Genomic DNA, 20195 nt, shown 5'->3' on the forward strand with positions numbered 1-20195 from the left:
CGACTGAAGTAAAAAGTGTCACCCATGTGACCGGTCAGATCTGTAACCCATGTGACCGGTTCATACACGGTCCCCCCCTTGTCCCGTTCACCGCATAAGGGGTTAATGAAACTCCCCAGCGCCTGGTGAACGGAACCCTTCCACCAATTCAACATGCCATCCGGCAATGTTGCCGCGGGGATAATGCCGGATGGCGCTGGCGCTTATCCGGCCTACGGTAAACAGGCAACAAAAAAGCCCCTCCCGTTGCCGGGAGGGGCTTTGCACACTGCCTGAGCGCGGAGCGTTAAAACGCGTTCTCGGTCACGCGCTCAATCAGCTCCATCTCTTCGCTGTTCAGCAGCTTCTCAATATCCACCAGAATCAGCATCCGCTCATCCAGCGAGCCGAGACCGAGCAGATACTGCGTGGAAAGCGTAACGGTATACTCCGGCGCGGGCTTAATCTGCGCCGCGTTCAGTGCCAGCACGTCAGAAACGCCGTCTACCACAATGCCCACCACACGGCCGCTGTCGAGGCTTAGCACGATCACCACGGTATTTTGATCAAACTCTGCCGATCCGAGGGTAAACTTCACGCGCAGATCGACGATCGGCACGATCACGCCGCGCAGGTTGGTGACGCCAGCAATAAAATCAGGCGTGTTAGCGATCCGCGTCACGCGATCGTAGCCGCGGATCTCCTGCACCTTCAGGATCTCAATCCCGTACTCTTCATTGCCCAGGGTAAACACCAGGAACTCATTCCCGGCGTTGTCGCCCGATAACTGTTTGTCTGAGTCAGATACGTTCATCTTTTAACCTTTTCAAAAACGCCCTTCAGGCTTGCTGTCAGTGAGGTTTCGCGTTTTTCGCCAATGTTGTTAACACGGCCACATCCAGGATCAGCGCCACGCTGCCGTCGCCAAGGATTGTCGCCGCCGAAATACCGGGGATTTTGCGATAGTTCTGTTCGAGGTTTTTCACCACCACCTGGTGTTGCCCAATCAGCTGATCGACCAGCAACGCGTAGCGGCTGCCGGCGCTCTGCACAATCACGGCGATCCCTTCGCTGAAGTCATAATCGTCATCGTGAATGCCAAACAGTTTGCCCAGCTCAACCAGCGGCAGATACTCTTCGCGCACCTGCAACATGCGCTCGCCGCCGGTCATCCGGTGCAGAGTGTTTTCGGAGAGCATCAGGGATTCCATCATGCTGCCGAGCGGCAGGACGTAGATCTCAGAGCCGACGCGCACCGACATGCCGTCGAGGATCGCCAGCGTCAGCGGCAAAATGATGCGGATCTTGGAGCCGCGCCCCTGTTCGGAGTGGATCGTCACATGGCCGCCCATCTCCTGAATGTTACGCCGCACCACGTCCATGCCGACGCCGCGCCCGGAGACATCAGTCACCTTTTCGGCGGTGGAGAAGCCCGGCGCAAAAATCAGCATCCAGACATCTTCATCGCTCATGTTGTCGCTGATCGCCATCCCCTGCTGCTGCGCGCGGGCGAGGATCTTCTCGCGATTCAGCCCGGCACCGTCGTCGGTCACTTCAATAATAATGTTGCCGCCGTGATGTTCAGCCGACAGCACCAGGTTACCCTTCTCCGCTTTACCGTTGGCGCGACGCACCTCAACCGGCTCAATGCCGTGATCGAGGCTGTTGCGCACCAGGTGCGTTAAGGGGTCGACGATCTGTTCGATCAGCCGCTTATCCAGCTCGGCGGATCCGCCAACCAGCGTCAGCTCTACCTCTTTATTCAGCTTGCCGGCGAGATCGTGTACCAGTCGCGGGAAGCGGCTGAAGACATAATCCATCGGCATCATGCGAATCGACATCACCGACTCCTGCAGATCGCGGGCGTTGCGCTCCAGCTGAGCGATGGTGGTAATCAGGATGTCGTGGGTGGAGGAGTCGAGCATGCCAGAGAGCTGCGAGAGCATCGCCTGGGTGATGATCAACTCGCCGACCTGGTTGATAATCTGATCCACCTTCTCTACCGCCACGCGAATGCTGCTCGCCTCCGCCTGATGCGGTTTCGCGCGCGCGGTTTCCGGGCGCGCGGCGCGCACCGCCGGGGCTGCGCTGCTTTGTGCAGGCGCGGTGGTCTCAGTAGCGGGAACGGAGGGCTCTTCCACGGGTGCGGGAGAGATCGCAATCTGCTCGGGCTCGAGGATAAAACAGAGCACCGCCAGGATATCGTCCGGCGTGGCGGTGGTCGCCAGCGTCAGTTGCAAACCCGTTTGGTCCGTCTGCAAGTCGCTGACCTTGCCCAGGTTGCCCAGTTCGTCAATCAGCGGCTGCTGATCCTCCTCTTTAATAGCGCTGAGGATAATACGTAAACGCTCGCCCTCCGGCTTCGCCGCAGCGACGGGCGGTGCAACCGGTTCGACGGCCACAGGCGCGGCGACTTCAGCAGGCAGCGTAGTCGGTTCGGCACTGTCGAGGGCAATCTGGCGCAGCGCTTCACAAATGTAGCGGAACGCCTCCTGATCGGGCTCAGCGGAAGCTTTATAGGCGTCCAGTTGGTCCTGCATAATATCTTTGCTCTCCAGAAACAGATCGCGGATCGGGTCGTTGATCTGCAATTTACCGCTCCGTACATCGTCCAGCAGGTTTTCAAGAATATGCATGGTCTGTTGTAAGACGGTAAAACCAAAAGTACCCGCCCCACCCTTGATGGAGTGGGCGGCACGAAAAATGGCGTTAAGTACTTCCCTGTCCGGAGCCTCGAGATCCAACTCAAGCAGATACTTCTCCATATCCGCCATCAGCTCATCCGCCTCGTCGAAAAAGGCCTGATAAAAATCGCTTATATCCATTATTTGATCTCCTCAGGAGCGCGCTTAGCGGCGGGCTCTGGCGTGCCTTTGCCGCTGGCTGCCTGCGGCGCGGGGCTGACCAGCGTGTCGCGTAAAAGCACATCTTCTTGCATGATCTGTTTCTCTTTCTGCTGGCTTAATACCAGGATGCTGATGCGGCGGTTAATGGGATCGGCGGCATCAGAACCGGCCTGCATCATGGTGTCCGCCGTACCGACCACCCGGATGAATTTTTTACTGGCAAGGCCCGCGCCAGAGAGAATGCGGCGCGAGGCGTTGGCGCGATCGGAAGAGAGCTCCCAGTTGCTGTAGCCCTGTTCGCCGTTGGCGTAAGGGAGTGAATCCGTATGACCGGTCAAAATGATGCGGTTGGGCATATCGTTAAGCACCGGCACCAGCGCCTGCAGAATATTGACCATATAGTTTTCCGGCGTCGGGCGTCCGACCTTAAACATCGGCCGGTCGGCGCTGTCGGTGATCTGCAACAGCAGCCCGTCGTCGGTCAGGGAGAGCCGCAGGTTCGAGGTGAAGTTATTCAGCCTTGGATCGACCTCAATCAGGTTCTCCAGCTTCTCGCGCGCCCGCTTGAGGTTGGCTTCGCTCTTCTTCTGATCGAGTTTTTGCAGCGTTCGCTTAAACACCTCACCATCCTGCTTCATCGCATCATCGCCGCCGCCGGGGACAATACTGTCGCTCAGACTTGCCTTGGTGCCGTGCGCCAGCGTGTTCTTCAGCGGCACCTTAAAGTAGTCAGCAATCTGCTGGCGCTGTTCGGGGCTTGAGGAGGAGAGCAGCCACATCACGAGGAAGAAGGCCATCATTGCGGTCATAAAGTCCGCATAGGCAATCTTCCACGAGCCGCCGTGCGAACCATGCCCTTTTTTGATGGTTTTACGAACGACGATGGTCTCTACGGGCTTCCTTCTCATGCTGCGTCACTCGCAGACGAGGAGGCGCCTGAGGAGGAGGAAGAGGAGCGGACTTCCCGCACGTGATCTTCCAGCTCGGCAAAGCTTGGGCGCTCGGTCGAGAAGAGCGTTTTACGACCAAACTCGACGGCGATTTGCGGCGCATAACCGTTAATGCTGGAGAGCAGCGTGGTTTTGATGCACTCCATCATCTTCAGATGTTCAGCGCTACGCTGACGCAGCAGGGTCGCCAGCGGCAGAACCATGCCGTAGGCGAGCAGAATACCAAGGAAGGTGCCGACCATGGCGTGCGCGATCAGCGCGCCAAGCTCTGCCGCCGGGCGATCCGCCGCCGCCAGCGCGTTCACCACACCCATTACCGCCGCGACGATACCAAACGCCGGCAGGCCATCGCCGACGGCGTTCAGGCTGTGTGCCGGCACTTCATGCTCGTGCTCGCAGGTCTCAATCTCTTCATCCATCAACGCCTCAATTTCAAAGGCGTTCATGTTGCCGCTGACCATCAGGCGCAGGTAATCGACGATAAAGTTCATGATGTCGGCATCGGCCAGCAGGCGCGGATAGGCAGAGAAGATCGGGCTGTTTTGCGGATCTTCAATATCGTTTTCCAGCGCGACCAGCCCGCTCTGGCGGCTTTTTGCCAGCAGCAGATAGAGCATGCCCAGCAGATCCAGATAGAGTGATTTGCTGAAATGCGAGCCTTTAAACAGCGAGGGAAGGGCTTTAAGGGTAGCGCGGATCGCTTTGCCATTATTACCGACAATAAAAGCCCCGGCTCCGGCTCCGCCGATAATTAATAGCTCGGTCGGCTGAAATAGTGACGCGAGATTACCGCCGCTCAGCACAAACCCGCCAAATACGGTAGCGAAGACGACGACATAGCCAATAATGACTAACACTGCAACTCCTTAATCATTGAATAAAACAACCTGCCACGCTGAATAGTGCGCGCAGCGCATGCCCAACCCGGTTATAGCCGGGGGGTGATGAGCGTTCGCTCGGGGCCTGCGCGTTTAATTGCCCTGGAGGGCGGAAAACATAAACTGCAGGTAAAGACGCCCTGGGTACTTTCTGGCGCGGTAATAAAACGCCCGCCGCAGGTGCAACACTCGATATGTTTGATCATGCCGCAGTCAATAAAACGCAGCAGCGTCCAGGCGCGGGTTAAACCTAACACCGGCTTTTGTGTGGCACCGTTCAGGATATTTTCTAAATAGAGGCGGTAGCCTTTAAGCATAATTTCAACAGGGCGGCCCGATTCGGTCTTTTGCAAATAACAGTAGATGTTATAAAACATTGACGAATGGATATTCTGCTCCCACGCCATATACCAGTCTGTGGAAAACGGCAACATGCCTTTCGGCGGTGAACAGCCTTTAAGCTCTTTATAAAGCTTTAATAAACGCCTGCGGCTTAAGCTCGTTTCGCTTTCCAGAACCTGCATCCTTGCGCCAAAGGAGATCAATTCCATGGCAATCTGCGCATCCCTGATTTCCGACATTATGCTTTTTTCACACATCATAAACTCCGCTTTCAGGTTGTCGACGGCTCTTCCCCGGAAAGAGAATTAAGCAAATCAGTGGATAGGATGATTCCGGTATGGATACTCTGCAAAGCATCAATACGGGAATCCCTGGTTAAACACTCAATAACCGTTTCATTATCAATTCGCAGCTGGCAAATGAGTTGCCCGGTGGATGCAAGCTTGATTAATTGGGGAAAGGTTAACCCTTTGATAATATCGATTGTGGCTTCACTCAATCCAAGCCGAAACTTAGCGGCAAGGCGGTCTTCCAGAATCAAACGCTGCGCCAAAAGCAGGTAGGAAAGATTCATATCCCGAATACACTGCATCGGCTCATCAAAATTCGTTACGTTCACTTCAACTGCCCCTTGTATTTTGTAACCAATAACGCAGTTACCGTCCTGCAATTCGTAACTAATGAGTAACAATAAAAATAAATAAAATTAAAAATAATCAGGCAGCGTCATTCATCGAGGATTAATTTATTATCGGCATGAGATATTACTTATAACCTTATGATTCCCAGCCCCGACCTTCCAGCCGCGCACGCAAACGTTTAATCGTCTGGCTATGTAATTGGCTGACGCGAGTTTCAGTAATGCCCAGTAGCGATCCCACCTCCTTCATATTCAGCTCTTGTTGATAATAGAGATTGAGCAACATCTGTTCGCGCTCCGGCAGCTCGCGGATCTCATTACTGACCTGCCGGGTTAAATCGCCCAGCACGGCGTCATTGAGGGGATCAAGGTGATCCTGCTCAAGCTCCGCCAGCTCGACGCCATCGGCCAGCAACTCCTGCAACTCGTCCAGCGAACAGAGCATGCTGGTGTTAGTGTCGGCGAGGATCTGCTGATACTCCTGCAGCGTCATGCCAAGCTCAGCGGCCACATCGGATTCCGAGGCCGCACCGCCGGAACGTTGTTCAACGCGCATAATGGCGGAGGAGACTTCGCGGGTTTTACGGCGCACGCGTCGCGGAACCCAATCATGTTCACGCAGTTCATCCATAAATGCCCAACGCAGACGCTGGGCAATATAGACGCTAAGTTTGACCCCTTTTTTCGGGTCAAACTGATCGATTGCATCAAGAAGAGCAATAGCACCGGCCTGAATAAGATCGTCAATTTCAACGCTGGCTGATAATCTTGATTGCATTTTCAGTGCTTCATAGCGGACTAAATAACCATATTTAGCCCACAGTTGCTCTTTTTGAATTGTCCCTTCGGGACTGTATAAGCCATTCACTATTACAATTTCCGGGATGATAATAATAGAATTAAATTATTATTGATTATCGCCAAATCAAATAGCCTGATAAGAAACCGTAAAGTTGAACATATTGCGACTTTATTTCCCGCCCGAACTTCGCGAAATTAAAACGTTTCCCAATCACCTTCGGATTTTTTAACAGGAACGAAATCTTTTCGTGTGGTGGAAATAACAGGACGCACTGTTTCTATACCATGCTGTTCACGCGCACTTACGGAAACGTGATGTTCATTAACCACAAATTGCGCCACGATTTGATCAAGATTGCTGGCATGCTGCTCAACGCTGGTGGCGGTTTTCGCCGCGTTCTCTACCATCTGGGCATTCTGTTGGGTAACCAGATCCATCTCATTTACCGCCTGAGCAATCTGGTTAATACCGGTGCTCTGCTCATCGGACGCCGAGGTGATTTCCGCCATAATGTCGGTCACCTGCACCACGGATTTCACAATCTCCTGCATTGACGCCCCGGCCAGTTCAACTTCCTGGGAGCCGGTATTCATATTGGTAACACAGGTGTTGATCAGCTGGCGGATCTCTTTCGCCGCGTCGGCGCTGCGTTTCGCCAGGTTACGCACTTCACCCGCGACCACCGCAAAACCGCGACCCTGTTCGCCCGCACGAGCCGCTTCAACTGCGGCGTTCAGCGCGAGGATATTGGTCTGGTTCGCAATGCTGTCGATAACGCTGTTGATGTCAGCAATCTGACGGGAGTTGGCGGTGATTTCCACCATGATCTTGTCAAGATTGCTCATCACTTCGCCGCCTTTCTGCGCGCTGACGCTGGCGCTTTCCGCCAGTTGCTGTGCGCTATGGGCGTTGTCGGCATTCTGACGAACGGTGATTTTCAGCTCTTCCATGCTGGCGGCGGTTTCCTGCAGCGCAGAGGCCTGCTGCTCGGTACGAGAGGAGAGATCGTTGTTGCTGGTCGCAATCTCCTGCGCGTTGCTATAGATGTGCTTCACGCCGTTACGAATGCCGTAGACGGTGTCGGTCAGCGACTGGCGCATACCTTCTACTTCCGTCAGCATTTTGCCGATCTCATTCTGCGCGCCAGCCTCAATGCGGGTGCTCAGGTTACCGGAAGCGATGGACTGGAAGGCGGCAATCGCCTGATCCAGGCGAGTGAAAATAGTACGTTTTAACCAGATGCGAGAAACCACTGCGCAGATGACCGCAAGAACCAGCGCAAACATGGCGAACATCGTCATACGCTGCGCATCGCTTTGGGCTGTCTCGCCAAACCCTGTCACCAGCTCTTCGGCAAAAGTGAGGTACTCATCCGCCAGCTCTTTTAAAGCAATACGCTGTTTCGCTTCATCAACAACGTCATTGGTGTAACTGGTTGGGTTGTTAATGTAGTTAATTTTTTTCAGCGAAAACTCCAGAACGCTTTCAAAACGCTTATGAATATCCTTGGCAATAAGCTCCTCTTTTTCCGTTTTGAAAGGCGTGGACAAAAATTCGCTCATGTCCTTTTCGGCCTGGGCGAACATCTTTTTCGCATTATCAATATCGCCCTGATTAACCGGCTGGTTAATCATTGTCGCCAGCATCCCGGCATTGACCTGCGCCATGGCGTTAGTGAGGCCAAGAATAGCGCTATTTAACGTATCGATATTATTGTTGGTCATTACCGCATCATCAAAGTTATCTGATGATGATTTGGCGCTGGTCAAGGCATAACTTGACACCGCAATAATACAAACAATTAACAGACCAAGCAGGAGGTTTATTCCTGTGGATATTTTCAAATCTTTAAACATAGCTGAACCTGAATAATAGGGAATAAAATGCACCCTCCGCGCAGGGAAAATGCATTGAAGAATAAGCGTCTAATAACAATTCCATTAAAGCTTATGGCATTAACAATCAGCGGCAGGAATCAACCCATTACTTTGAAAATAGAGAGCTGCTGCATCGACTGAAATACCGTCATGGAAGAATTAAGCGCGAATTCCGACATCTTTGACTGGGATAACAGGGTAATCATCGAGTCCCAGTCCGAACCTAAGGTTTCCTGCAGGCGGCTCTGCACATTGATGCTTTGAGCCTCAGCGCTGAATCCCAACGATTCAATCTGCTGCATATTAGTACCGACGGTGGCGCGCACCTTGCCGAGGTTATCAATATTCTTCTTGATGCTGACATTGGAATCATCCAGCACAGCCTGCAGCGCGTCCCTGTCGGCATCGCTGGTGACCGGCTGTTTCAACTGCGCAATCGCGTTGTCGAGGGCTTCAAACAGATCGTCCGGCGTGCCGCTCATAAACACCTCTGAGCCGGTATGACCGACCTGCATTTCGGTACTGTCAGAGACCACCTGCGTCATGGCGGTATCGCCGCCGACATAGGTGCCATCGGCCTGGAACGGCGCGCTGCCGGTTTTATAGCCGGCAAAAATATAGCGACCGTCACTGTTTTTGGTGTTCGCCAGATCCAGCAGGTTATCGCGGATGCCCTGTAACTCTTCCGCCAGCGCGGCGCGATCTTCGTCAGAGTAAGCACCGTTACCACCGGCAATCACTTTCTGCGTCAGGTTCTCTGTCAGCAAGTTGCCGATAGAGTCCAGGGTGTTATCTTCCTGGCCTAATGCATCCTGCGCGTAGGTGCGCGCGGTGTCGAACTGGCTCATGCGCGACAGCGCCGTTTGTAAAGTGACAGACTGCGACGCGCCGGTCGGATCGTCAGAGGGCTTCAGCAGCGTCTGGCCAGCAGAGAGGCGGGTCGCCAGGTCGTTGTAACCCGTCATCGCGTCGCCCAGGCTGTCTATGCGGTTTTGAAAAATATAACTTGTGCTAAGACGCATCGTTATTTCCCGATCAAAGGTTAAGCAACCCGGTTACCCGGGCGCGATTAACGGATATTTAAAATGGTGTCGAACAGCGTATTCGCGGTTTGCAGCACCTGCGCGTTCGCCTGGTAGTACTGAGAGAACATCTGCAAGTTGACGTACTCTTCCGTGATATCCACCCCGGAAACCGACTGCTGCTGCAAGGCCCACTCGTCATAAACGTTCGCGGCAGTCGACATGTCCGCTTTCAGCGCACTGACCGAGGAGCCAACGGAGCTGACCAGGCTGGCGTAGGCGCCGGAGAGCGTCTTACCATCGACCACCTCTTCATCTTTAATCGCAATCAGATCGAGGATGTTTTCGTTATCGCTCTGATCGTCTGGATCGGCAGATTTCGCCGCCGCGATCTGATCGCCGTCGGTGATCGCCACGGACAGGTTATCCGCCGCGCCGTCGGTCGGGTTGAGGGTGAAGCTGTCGCCCGGCTGCGGCGCGCCGCCTGGCGTTATGGAGATGCCTTCAAACTCCAGTTCGCCATTTGTGCCAATCGTCGGCGTGATGCTGCGGCCATCGCTGGTGGTGATACTCCAGTCGGTGCTGCCCGGGCCGTTATAGACCAGTTCGTAATCTTCAGATTTCACCGACGGAATGTCCGTGAAGTTGACATCCAGCGAACCGGTACCGGTGTTGTTGATGTTGCCCACCGCCAGCGGATCGGCAATGTTGAAGAGATCGCCGCCGGGATTGCCGTCAAGATCGTAACCCTGGGCATTCACTTCGTTGAATTTGTTCGCCATCTGCAACGCCAGCTGGTTAAGCTGATCGCGCGCCGAGACCAGATCTTCGTTGCGGAACTTGAACAGCCCGCCCAGCTCGCCGGTGGTTTTCTCTTCATCCAGCGGTAAGGCGTTGCCGGAGGCGTCAACGTAGGCCACCACGGTGGTGTTCGGATCGCTTTCCGAGGCGCTGGCCTGTAATTCGTAGGATTTCCCGCCGCTCACCAGCGCCATGCCGTTTTGCATCGAGATATTAACCGCGCCGGTATCGCTGTTTTCAGTCACTTTAATGCCGATCTTTTCGCTCAGCTGGCTGAGTAACTGGTCGCGCTGATCCAGCAGGTCGGCAGGCATACCGCCGGTCTGGCCGTGAACCTTCTCAATCTGTTTATTGAGGGTTGCCAGCTGTTTGGTGTAGGAGTTGATGTCGTCAACGCTCTGGCTAATCTGCGTGTTGGTGCTCTGCTCAAGGCCGTTTAACGTTTTGCTGTTGCTGCGATACTGGTTCGCCAGCGCGTTAAACTCGGCAAGCACACTTTGACGCGCGGCCGGATCGACGGGGTCTTTACTGACCGATTCCATGGCTTCAAATAAGCTATCCATGGTGACGGAGATATTGTTGGTGTTGTCGCCGAGCATGTCATCGATTTGGCTGACCTGCTGATAGCGGCTATTAAGGGAGTAAAATTCGGTGGTCGCGCCACGTACCTGGTTGGTCATAAAACCGTCGTAAGCGCGCTGTACATCGCCCACTTTTACGCCATAGCCGAAGAAGCCATAGCTTGTGGATTTCCCACCCGCCTCGCCGAGAATAATATTCTGGCGGCTGTAGCCTGTTGTTGTGGCATTTGACAAGTTATTACCCACCACATTTAACGCGTTCTGCGCGGCGTTAAGCCCGGACTGGGCCAGATTGATTAAATTCATTGGTATCGATCCTTACCAGAGGAGGAGGAGATAAGAAGCCCCCGATAAAAGTAGTGCTCTCTATATTTATCGGCCCTGTAAAATTTCGCTAAAGCCCGCAGCCTAAAATAATGAGGAAAAATCCGAGGAATATGCCTCAGTCGCTTCACTCACCTTATTTCGCACCTGCTGAATGATATTGATCAATTTTTTCGCATAGGCCGGATCCGTTGCATATCCCGCGGTCTGCAACGCTTTTGCCGCTATTTCCGGCGTTTCCGATTTCACAACATTTTTATAACGAGGATTACGACTAATTAACGACGTATAATCTTCCAGCGCTTCGGCATAAGAGGAATAGACTTTAAATTTATCCTTTATTTTTTGCGCCACGCCATTTTCATATTCGGTAGTGGTTATTTCGGTCGTTTCACCGTGCCACTCTGCGGTAGCTTTTACGCCAAATAAGTTATGGCTCGGTTTACCCTCCTCGGTGAGTATTTCCCGTTTACCCCAGCCGGACTCCAGCGCCGCCTGGGCAATAATTAATTGATGGGGAATGCCGCTTAAACGCGCCACCGCCATTGCTGGTGCCATCATGCGGGAAATAAAACCGCCGCCGGGGATCGCGGGCACCTCGGGTAGCGCTGCCCGTTCATTGTTGGCCTGCGCCTGTTGCGGAACCTCTGTTTGCAGACGCAGCGGCACGCCAATAAAGCGTGCCGGGCTGATATTAAGGGGAACTTCACGCGTCGCGGTGGCCGTTTCCGCCACCGCATCGCTTTTGCCGCTCAGCTGTTTAACCATCAGATCGGCGAAGCCCATCTTGCCTTTGTCGGCGATGTTCTGCGAAATCTGCTGGTCATACAGCGAGGTGAACATCTCCGACTGCTGAGTGTTGAACAGCCCATCCTTAAAGCTGGCCTGCCGCATGCTTTTCAGCATCATCTGCACGAACAGGCCCTCCATCTGTTTCGCGACGGCTTTGAGCGCCTGCGGCGAATCATTGCGCGCCGCCAGCTTTAACTTATCGAGACTGTGGGCATCAAACGCCGCATCTTGCGGCACGGATGGGCCAATCATCAGTTGATCTCCAGACGAGCATGCAGACAGCCTGCGCTTTTCATCGATTGCAGGATTGCCATCAAATCGTTCGGCGTTGCGCCAAGGCCATTAAGGGCGCGGACGACATTGTTGAGATCGGTGCTGGTCTGCACGCGTTGCAGGGAGCCGTTCTGTTCACGCACTGAGAGCTGCGTATTTTGCGTCACTACCGTCTGCCCGCCTGCCAGCGGCGCATTAGGCTGGTTAACCTGCTGGTTTTGCGCCACTTCCACCGTCAAATCCCCCTGCGCCACGGCGCAGGTATCGAGGGAGACATGGCCATTCATCACCACCGAACCGGTACGGGAGTTAATAATGATGCGCGCATCACCCGCGTCGACCCGCAGCGGCAGATCCTGCACCGCCGAGAGAAAGCGCACGCGAGCCGCGCTGTCGGCCGGAGCACGCAGGCTCACAGTACGGGCATCTTCCGCCACCGCTGCACCGCCATAGCGACGGTTAATGGCATCGCTGATCTGCTGGGCAACGGTGAAGTCATCCTGGTTCAGCACCAGTTTCAGCGTGCTCTGCCCGGCGAAGTTAGAGGGCACCTCGCGCTCAACCGTTGCGCCGCCGCTGATGCGTGCGCCGTTCAGCTGGTTAACCTGTACGCGATTGCCGCCCGCCTGCGCGCCTGCGCCGGAAACCAGCAGGTTCCCCTGCGCCAGGGCGTAGATCTGGCTGTCCGCGCCTTTCAGCGGCGTCATCAGCAGCGTACCGCCGCGTAAACTTTTGGCGTTGCCCATGGAGGAGACCACGACGTCGATCTTCTCCCCTGCGCGGGCAAAGGGCGGCAGCTCCGCCGTCACCATTACTGCGGCGACGTTTTTCAGCTGCATATTGACCCCCGCAGGCACGGTAATACCGAGCTGCGAGAGCATATTGTTGAGGCTCTGGGTGGTAAACGGCGTCTGCATGGTCTGATCGCCGGTGCCATCCAGACCTACCACCAGGCCGTAGCCCATCAGGGAGTTGCCGCGAACGCCCTGAATCGAGGTGAGATCCCGGATCCGCTCAGCGCTGGCCTGGCCGACAATGAGTGCCGACAGACAGCAGAAGAGCGCCAGGTAACGCGTAAAGGAAAACATTTTCATCATCAATCAAAAAGGAGAAAGGTTAAGGAACAGGCGTTGCAACCAGCCCATCTGCTGCGCTTCGTTGATATAGCCGTTACCGACATATTCAATGCGCGCATCTGCCACCTGGGTGGATACAACGGTGTTGCTGGCGCTGATGGTGCGCGGGTTCACGATGCCGGAGAAGCGGATGAACTCCGTTCCCTGATTAATGGCGATCTGTTTTTCCCCGACCACGGCCAGGTTGCCGTTTTCCAGCACCTGTTTCACCGTCACGGTGATGGTGCCGCTAAAGGTATTTTTCGCTGCCGCTCCGCCTTTACCGGCGAAGTCGTTGGTGCCGCTCAGTGAGGCATCGGCTTTGCCGCCGCCCACCAGCCCGGAGAGGAAGCCCGGTACGGTGCTCATGCCCACATCCGTTGAGCCATCGCGCGAGGCGGTGGCGGAGGAGCTTTTGCTGGCGCTGACGTTTTCCTGCAACGCAATGGTCAGCGTGTCACCGACATTGCGTGGACGGCGGTCCTCAAACATCGGTTGATAACCATAATTCATCGCCTGCCCTGACTGAAAAATTGCGCCGTTAACCGATGCGGCAGCAACCGGCGTAGGCGCGGCAGAGGTTTCCCCCCCTACCAGTGGTTTTTGTGGAATGTAGGCGCAGCCGGTTAACAGACTCATTAACAGGAGCGTTGAGGCCATACGGCCCAGCGTGGTTTCAGAGCAAGGGAGATTAGTCATCATATTCACTACAGGTAATGCAGCCGCGAGCGTGCCCGCGGCCAGGGTTCAAAGTTGTGACAATCGTTGCAGCATCTGGTCAGAGGCCGAGACCGCCTTACTGTTAATTTCATAGGCGCGCTGGGTCTGGATCATGTTGACCAGCTCTTCCGCCACGTTAACGTTGGAGGTTTCGACATAGCCCTGCTTCAGGGTGCCCGCGCCGTTGAGACCCGGCGTCGATTCATTCGGTGCACCCGACGATTGCGTTTCGCGATAGAGGTTTTCACCAATACTTTCAAGGCCGGAGTCGTTGATAAACGAACTCAGCGTCAGCTGTCCCACCTGCTGCGGCGCGGTCTGGCCAGGCACCGTGACGCTTACCGTACCGTCGTTGCCGATGGTCAGGCTCTGCGCATCCTGCGGGATGGTGATAGCTGGTTGAACCTGATAACCGCTGGAGGTCACCAGCTGACCGTTCTGGTCAAACTGGAAAGAGCCATCGCGGGTATAGGCGGTGGTGCCGTCCGGCAGCAGCACCTGGAAGAAGCCGCCGCCTTCAATGGCGACATCCTTGCTGTTGTTGGTCTGCGTCATGCTGCCCTGGCTGTGAATGCGCTCGGTCGCCACCGGACGCACACCGGTCCCCAGCTGTAAACCGGACGGGATGGTGGTCTGCTCGGACGACTGGGCGCCCGGCTGGCGCAGGGTCTGATAGATCAGATCCTCAAACACCGCCCGCTGGCGTTTAAAGCCGTTGGTGCTGACGTTCGCCAGGTTGTTGGAAATCACATCCATATTGGTTTGCTGGGCTTCGAGGCCGGTTTTCGCAATCCATAAAGAGCGGATCATGCTGTATTTCTCCTTACCGCGGCCTAACTGGCGCTCAGTAACTGGTTGGCTTTCTGTTCGTTGTCATCGACGGTGGTGATGACTTTCATGTTCATGTCAAAGCCGCGTGAGGTGGCGATCATCTCCACCATCGATTTCACCGGGCTGACGTTGCTCCCCTCCAGCATGCCGGGCATCAGACGCAGATCGGCATCGGCGGGCAGCACGGTGGCAGCGGCCGGATCGGCGACGTGAAACAGACCGTCGTCGCCATGTTTCAGTACGCCAGGCGTGGCATTGACCATCTTCAGGCGGCCAACCTGTGCCAGCGCAGAAGGCTCATCGCCTGCGCCCAGCGCGGTAATGGTGCCGTCGGCGGCGAGCGTCAGTTCTGCCTGCGCCGGGACAGCAATCGGGCCGCCATCGCCAATCAGCGGCATGCCGTGCACCCGCAGCTGGCCGTCGGCGTCCACTTCGATGTTGCCATCTTTGGTGTAGCCTTCACTGCCGTCGGGTAGTTGCACTGCCAGCCAGCCGTTCTGCGGCATTGCCACATCGAGGTTGCGCCCGGTGGCCTGCATTGCGCCCATGGTGTTATCGCTCCATGGCGTTGACTCCGTCACCATGGTGCGGGTCTCCAGCGACGGGCCGTGCACCGGGATCGCGCGATACGCGGCGATCTGCGCCCGGAACCCGTTGGTCGACGCGTTTGCCAGGTTGTTTGAGGTCACCGCCTGGCGGTTAAGGGCCGCGTTAGCGGCACCCATTGCGGTATATATCGCGCGATCCATCAGCCATTAACCCAGGTTAACCAGCGTCTGCAGCAGCTCAGACTGGGTTTTGATGGTTTGCGAGTTGGACTGGTAGTTACGCTGGTACACGATCATGTTCACCATCTCTTTACTCAGATCCACGTTGGAGGCTTCCAGCATGTTGCCGCGCAGCGAACCGAGGTTACCGGTGTCGGCAATACCGATTACCGGCTGCCCGGATTCCGGCGTCTCGGTCCAGCAGTTGTTGCCCGCAGACTGGAGGCCGCCCGGGTTGGTGAAGTTGCTCAGCACCACCTGGCCCAGTAGCTGGCTTTCGCCGTTGCTGTAGGAGGCGATGATCTGGCCGTTATCCCCGACGGTGTAGCCGTTCATCAATCCCGGCGGATAACCGGTGGTGCTCGGGCTGTCCATGGTGTTTTCCGATGCCTGCTGGCTGAGGCCAGAGAGATCGAGGTTGAAGTTGAGCGCCGCGCCGCCCTGGTAAGCCGCGCCGTCGACGGCCAGTTCAGCCGGGTTGGTGGTCAGCTTGCCGGAGGTATCAAACGTCAGATTCACGGAGCTGGTGGTGCCCGGTGATGTAGAGTCCACCGAGTAAGCCGTCCACTGGTTATCCGCAGTTTTCACGTAGTAGACGTTAATCGCGTGCTCGTTACCGAGGCTGTCGTAGGCGTTCACCTGCGTGGAGTAGGTATAGGAGTCGCCATCCGTCGGATCGAACGGGGTCACGGAGACAACGTCGTTACCGGAGTCGAGGTTACCGGAGATAGAACCCGCGTCAGAGGCGCGCGCCGGCATCTGCCCGGTCGGGATCTGGATCGCGCCAACCGGTGCGCCCTGCTGGATCGCCGGCGGCGTGCCGGTGGCCATATAACCGGTCAGGCGCATGCCCTGGTTGTTGACCACATAACCGCTTTCATCGGTCTGGAACTGACCATTGCGGCTATAAAAAACGCGCCCCGCTTCTGTCACCATGCGGAAAAAGCCGTTGCCCTGGATACCCATATCCAGCGCGCTACTGCCCGCGCCGAGTACGCCATCGCTGAAGTTCTGGTTTACACCGGCAACCTGTACGCCCATCCCGACCTGAGAGCCGGCGAAGACGTCGGCGAATGCCACGGAGCCAGATTTAAAACCTACCGTCTGCGAGTTGGCGATGTTGTTACCAACCACATCTAACGCCTGCGATGAGGCGTTTAATCCACTAAGACCTTGAGAGAAACCCATTTGTTAAACGTCCTGTGCGCGTAGCGCGCAACTCTGAATGAAAAATTATTCAATAAGGTAAACATCGCTGAGCGACGCGGTGCCATCGACGCCCAGTTGCAGCACAGCGCCTGAACTGGTGAAGGAGACGCTCTGCACTTTCGCCGGCTTCAGCGCGGTAATCGCGGGCGCGCTGCCGTCGGCATTGGTGGCGGTAAACGACACCGTAAAGCTGGTGTCCGCCTGGGTACGCGGGTCGCTCGGCTGGAAATCTTCAAAATCATCCAGCGTGTACTCATGCACGCCCGCTTCCACATTCTTCAGCTTCGCGTTGTAGGCGTTACCGGCCGCATCGGTGAGCGTGACGGTGACTTCATCGGCAGCGCTGTCCAGCGAAAGCCCCACTTTCTGGTTGCCATTGGTGGCGGTGGAGACCTTCGGATCGCCCTGAATCATGATGTCGCGGCCGACCCAGTCAGCGGAGTTCATCTGCTGCATACTGGCCACCAGCGTGCCCATGCTGTTCATGGTGGTGTTAAGTTGTTCCACGCCCGCCGCCGTGTTGAACTGCGCCAGCTGAGCGGTCAGGTCGTTGTTATCCATCGGATCGGTCGGGTCCTGGTTCTGCATCTGCGCCACCAGCAGCGTCATAAAACTATCCAGCAGCTCATCCGCGGTGGAACCGGTGCCGACACTCCCGGAGCTGGAGCTCGACGACGACGTGGAAGAAGTGGTGTTCGTCGTGGTTGACGTACTTTTTGTCGTCACGGCGCTTTGCGTCATGAGCGGTGAAACTGCCATCGTTTTCTCCTTACTGACCCAGCGTCAGCGTTTTCAGCATCAGACTCTTCGCCGAGTTCATCACTTCGACGTTGGCCTGGTAGCTGCGGGATGCCGAAATGGTGTTGACCATTTCGCCCACCACATCGACGTTCGGCATATGCACATAGCCTTGCTCATCCGCCAGCGGATTAGCCGGTTCATACACCAGACGATCGGGCGCTTCGGATTCCGTCACGCCGCTGACTTTCACGCCGCCAATCTCCTGACCGGCAGCGTTATCGACATTGAAAATAACCTGACGGGCGCGATAGGGTTTGCCATCCGGCCCGGCAACACTGTCGGCATTTGCCATATTACTGGCGCTGACGTTAAGTCGTTTTGACTGGGCGGTCATCGCCGACCCGGAAATATCGAAAATACTAAACAGCGACATGAAAATTATTAACCCTGGTTAATGACGCTCATTAAACCTTTAATTTGAGCGCCGAGGATGGTTAAGCTCGACTGATACTTAACATTGTTATCTGCAAAATTAACGCGCTCACGGTCCATATCGACAGTATTACCATCCGCACTTGGCTGATCCGGAATTCGGTAAAGTAATTGTTGATCGTTGGCTTTTGGCACAACGCCGGGAATATGTTTCCCGGATGTTAGAGCTAATGTTAATGGATGATTATTTCGCGTCTCCTGCGTCATCGCATTTTTCAACTCTTTTGAAAAATCAATGTCTCGCGCCTGGTAGCCCGGCGTGTCGGCATTCGCGATATTGGAGGCTAAAATATCCTGCCGCCGTGACATCAGGCTTAATGCCTGCTGCTGGAAACGCAATTCATTATCAAGTTTATCAAACATGAAATGACTCGCCTGCTTCGCTAATTGATTACGGAGCATAGTCTAAGAGACAACCTAATAAATCTATACCTTAAACATCCGACAGAAATAAGCGCATTTGAATACTTCGTTACACGCATCGATTTCTAAACAGTGTTTTTATACATACTCTGAAACAGCAAATCGGCAATATACAAACAGAACTGCGCGCATTTACGCGATAAACAAATTACCGACCTCGATTACAATTAAAGTAATCGTGATATCCGCCTTCCTCTATTTATATATAAGGTTGTTCTACATGCTGCACATGCTATTAAGGCCGCTTTGCCTGTTGCTGCTCTGCTGCGCCGTCACGCTTCCTGTCCGGGCAGCGAGTGTACCCGACGGCGAGCTTGCGTCGCGCATTGCCGGACTGCTGGCCGCTAATCATCACGGATCGGAGGAAAACGCGCCGCAGCTGCGCATTCGCATTCTTACCCCGGCCACAAAACTTGCCGCCCTGTGTGAAAAGCCTGATTTACGTCTTTCCGGTCATCCGGTGCGTTTGACCGGTAACCGTAGCGTGATCGCTAAATGCGGCAGGAAACAGCACTTTATTCAGGTTAATGTGAGCGCCAGCGGGCGCTACTGGATCGCCGCCCGCCTGCTTAAACCGGGGAAAACCATTGGCCCGCGTGATATTCAACCCCTTCGCGGCGAGCTGGATAAGCTGCCCGCCGGGCTGCTGTTAGATGCCAGTAAGATCGTGGGGCGCACGCCGACACGCACCCTGCACCCCGGTCAGCCACTGACGGAAAATCAGCTGCGTCAGCGCTGGCTGGTGGTGGCCAATCAGGAGGTGGAGGTTGTCGCTCCCGGTGATGGTTTTTTGATCCACGCCAAAGGCAAGGCGTTGAACAATGCGGCGCGAAACGAACGGGTACGGCTACAGACGCGCAGTGGCCGCGTAGTGGCGGCAACCGCGGTTTCAGAAGGGACAGTAAGCATCAACATCGATAACTGATTTCAGTTTTATTTTGCCTGGGCCGATATCTTTATTACAGGCCACACATAAAAGATATCACCAGGACACTTATGAACATTGAACGCACCAGTCAAGCACGCGCAATCCAGGCGACCACCGCACAACAGCAGGGCGAACCGCGCGCAAAGTATGACGATATGGGCACAGCAGCGACTTCTGACGATCGTGCAAACGGTACTCAGGTCAAGCTGAGCCAATTGATGCAGCACGTTAAAGCTGACAGTAGCCGTGATATCGACACCGCACGTGTTGCTGAAGTTAAGGCGAAGATGGAGGCGGGCGAGTTAACGCTGGACAGCGACAAGATTGCCAGCGCACTGGTCCGCGACATCTTTCAGTTCTCATAAACCTGACGAATAGTAGAGATGGAAAATTTATCCGTAATATTGAAAAAACTCACCGGCCTGCTGGAGGAGCTGGAGAGCACGCTGGTGGAAGAGAATGGGCAGCTAAGCCGGGCGCAGATCAACCCGATTTCGCTGCAAATTATCTCTGACAATAAAAGCCGCCTGCTTGCCGCCATCAACTTTTATGATGAGCAGCGCAAGCAGGAGGAGAACCAGCAGAGTGTCGCTTCACCCTATCCCCATAAACCGCAGCTGGCGGCGCTGTGGAGAGGCATTACTTTAGTGGTGAAAAAATCGAGCGAGCTGAACCAGAAGAACTATCAGCTGCTGGAGATGCATATGAAGAAGGTTAACGATGTTAAGCAGATCGTCAGCCGGGCGACGTCAACGACGCAACTCTATGGGCAGAGCGGCAATCACAGCAATGATGGTTCCGGCAATGTCTATCGCATCTCAGTATAGCGCGCATATCACCCTTACCACGGCTTTCAGGCGCT

22 protein-coding genes are annotated in these 20195 nt (G+C 55.2%); 3 read left to right on the top strand and 19 right to left on the bottom strand.

Annotation, left to right across the window (positions count from 1 at the left end):
- Positions 1-286: 286 nt before the first annotated feature.
- The 19 genes from cheW to flgB form a co-directional block, all read right to left on the bottom strand.
- Positions 287-793, bottom strand: a complete 507-nt coding sequence (cheW, locus tag SOM48_RS19750) for a chemotaxis protein CheW (RefSeq protein ID WP_042712466.1) — start codon at positions 791-793, stop codon at positions 287-289.
- A gap of 37 nt (positions 794-830) precedes the next feature.
- Positions 831-2804, bottom strand: coding sequence for a chemotaxis protein CheA (gene cheA / locus SOM48_RS19755; protein ID WP_320512854.1), 1974 nt, complete (start codon positions 2802-2804; stop codon positions 831-833).
- Entirely contained in the window at positions 2804-3733 is a 930-nt protein-coding gene (gene motB / locus SOM48_RS19760) for a flagellar motor protein MotB (RefSeq protein WP_042712469.1), read from the bottom strand. The genes cheA and motB overlap by 1 nt, the downstream gene beginning before the upstream one ends.
- On the bottom strand, positions 3730-4632 hold the full coding sequence (gene motA, locus SOM48_RS19765; protein WP_054803963.1) for a flagellar motor stator protein MotA: 903 nt from the start codon (positions 4630-4632) through the stop codon (positions 3730-3732). The genes motB and motA overlap by 4 nt, the downstream gene beginning before the upstream one ends.
- 71 nt (positions 4633-4703) lie before the next feature.
- The gene (gene flhC / locus SOM48_RS19770) at positions 4704-5252 is read right to left on the bottom strand and encodes a flagellar transcriptional regulator FlhC (RefSeq protein WP_054803962.1); all 549 of its coding nucleotides are present in this window, start codon (positions 5250-5252) and stop codon (positions 4704-4706) included.
- Between the two features lie 14 nt (positions 5253-5266).
- The gene (gene flhD / locus SOM48_RS19775; protein ID WP_083699332.1) at positions 5267-5614 is read right to left on the bottom strand and encodes a flagellar transcriptional regulator FlhD; all 348 of its coding nucleotides are present in this window, start codon (positions 5612-5614) and stop codon (positions 5267-5269) included.
- Positions 5615-5771: 157 nt separating this feature from the next.
- A complete protein-coding gene (locus SOM48_RS19780) occupies positions 5772-6503 on the bottom strand; it encodes an RNA polymerase sigma factor FliA (protein ID WP_042712475.1) in 732 nt (243 codons plus the stop codon).
- A 128-nt stretch (positions 6504-6631) separates the two neighbouring features.
- Positions 6632-8293, bottom strand: coding sequence for a methyl-accepting chemotaxis protein (locus SOM48_RS19785; RefSeq protein ID WP_139965830.1), 1662 nt, complete (start codon positions 8291-8293; stop codon positions 6632-6634).
- Between the two features lie 119 nt (positions 8294-8412).
- A complete protein-coding gene (flgL, locus tag SOM48_RS19790) occupies positions 8413-9336 on the bottom strand; it encodes a flagellar hook-associated protein FlgL (RefSeq protein ID WP_054803961.1) in 924 nt (307 codons plus the stop codon).
- Between the two features lie 47 nt (positions 9337-9383).
- Positions 9384-11024 carry a flagellar hook-associated protein FlgK gene (gene flgK, locus SOM48_RS19795; protein ID WP_320512856.1) on the bottom strand — a complete coding sequence of 547 codons (1641 nt, stop codon included), beginning with the start codon at positions 11022-11024 and terminating at the stop codon, positions 9384-9386.
- Positions 11025-11126: 102 nt separating this feature from the next.
- Positions 11127-12086 carry a flagellar assembly peptidoglycan hydrolase FlgJ gene (gene flgJ, locus SOM48_RS19800; RefSeq protein ID WP_289745065.1) on the bottom strand — a complete coding sequence of 320 codons (960 nt, stop codon included), beginning with the start codon at positions 12084-12086 and terminating at the stop codon, positions 11127-11129.
- Positions 12086-13204 (bottom strand): flagellar basal body P-ring protein FlgI, encoded by a 1119-nt coding sequence (locus tag SOM48_RS19805; protein ID WP_320512857.1) that lies wholly within the window; start codon positions 13202-13204, stop codon positions 12086-12088. Before SOM48_RS19805 ends, flgJ begins: the two co-directional genes overlap by 1 nt.
- A gap of 3 nt (positions 13205-13207) precedes the next feature.
- Entirely contained in the window at positions 13208-13882 is a 675-nt protein-coding gene (locus tag SOM48_RS19810; RefSeq protein ID WP_373456979.1) for a flagellar basal body L-ring protein FlgH, read from the bottom strand.
- A gap of 87 nt (positions 13883-13969) precedes the next feature.
- Positions 13970-14752 (bottom strand): flagellar basal-body rod protein FlgG, encoded by a 783-nt coding sequence (gene flgG, locus SOM48_RS19815; protein ID WP_320512858.1) that lies wholly within the window; start codon positions 14750-14752, stop codon positions 13970-13972.
- Between the two features lie 23 nt (positions 14753-14775).
- The gene (locus tag SOM48_RS19820) at positions 14776-15522 is read right to left on the bottom strand and encodes a flagellar basal body rod protein FlgF (RefSeq protein ID WP_320512859.1); all 747 of its coding nucleotides are present in this window, start codon (positions 15520-15522) and stop codon (positions 14776-14778) included.
- Between the two features lie 6 nt (positions 15523-15528).
- On the bottom strand, positions 15529-16728 hold the full coding sequence (gene flgE / locus SOM48_RS19825) for a flagellar hook protein FlgE (protein ID WP_054803957.1): 1200 nt from the start codon (positions 16726-16728) through the stop codon (positions 15529-15531).
- A 45-nt stretch (positions 16729-16773) separates the two neighbouring features.
- Positions 16774-17508: a flagellar hook assembly protein FlgD gene (locus tag SOM48_RS19830; RefSeq protein WP_054803956.1), complete on the bottom strand. Its 735-nt coding sequence runs from the start codon at positions 17506-17508 to the stop codon at positions 16774-16776.
- Between the two features lie 10 nt (positions 17509-17518).
- Positions 17519-17923 (bottom strand): flagellar basal body rod protein FlgC, encoded by a 405-nt coding sequence (gene flgC, locus SOM48_RS19835; protein ID WP_042712495.1) that lies wholly within the window; start codon positions 17921-17923, stop codon positions 17519-17521.
- Between the two features lie 8 nt (positions 17924-17931).
- Entirely contained in the window at positions 17932-18345 is a 414-nt protein-coding gene (gene flgB, locus SOM48_RS19840) for a flagellar basal body rod protein FlgB (protein WP_289745062.1), read from the bottom strand.
- Positions 18346-18625: 280 nt separating this feature from the next.
- Here flgB and flgA point away from each other — a divergent pair, with 280 nt between their 5' ends.
- The 3 genes from flgA (at position 18626) to SOM48_RS19855 (ending at position 20160) form a co-directional block, all read left to right on the top strand.
- The gene (gene flgA, locus SOM48_RS19845; RefSeq protein ID WP_320512861.1) at positions 18626-19330 is read left to right on the top strand and encodes a flagellar basal body P-ring formation chaperone FlgA; all 705 of its coding nucleotides are present in this window, start codon (positions 18626-18628) and stop codon (positions 19328-19330) included.
- A gap of 71 nt (positions 19331-19401) precedes the next feature.
- Complete coding sequence (flgM, locus tag SOM48_RS19850) at positions 19402-19698, top strand: flagellar biosynthesis anti-sigma factor FlgM (protein WP_042712499.1); 297 nt, start codon at positions 19402-19404, stop codon at positions 19696-19698.
- An 18-nt stretch (positions 19699-19716) separates the two neighbouring features.
- Positions 19717-20160: a flagella synthesis protein FlgN gene (locus tag SOM48_RS19855; protein WP_076769091.1), complete on the top strand. Its 444-nt coding sequence runs from the start codon at positions 19717-19719 to the stop codon at positions 20158-20160.
- The last annotated feature ends 35 nt before the right edge of the window (positions 20161-20195 follow it).

It is taken from the genome of Kosakonia sp. CFBP8986 (genome assembly GCF_034044935.1).
GTDB classification, from domain to species: domain Bacteria; phylum Pseudomonadota; class Gammaproteobacteria; order Enterobacterales; family Enterobacteriaceae; genus Kosakonia; species Kosakonia cowanii.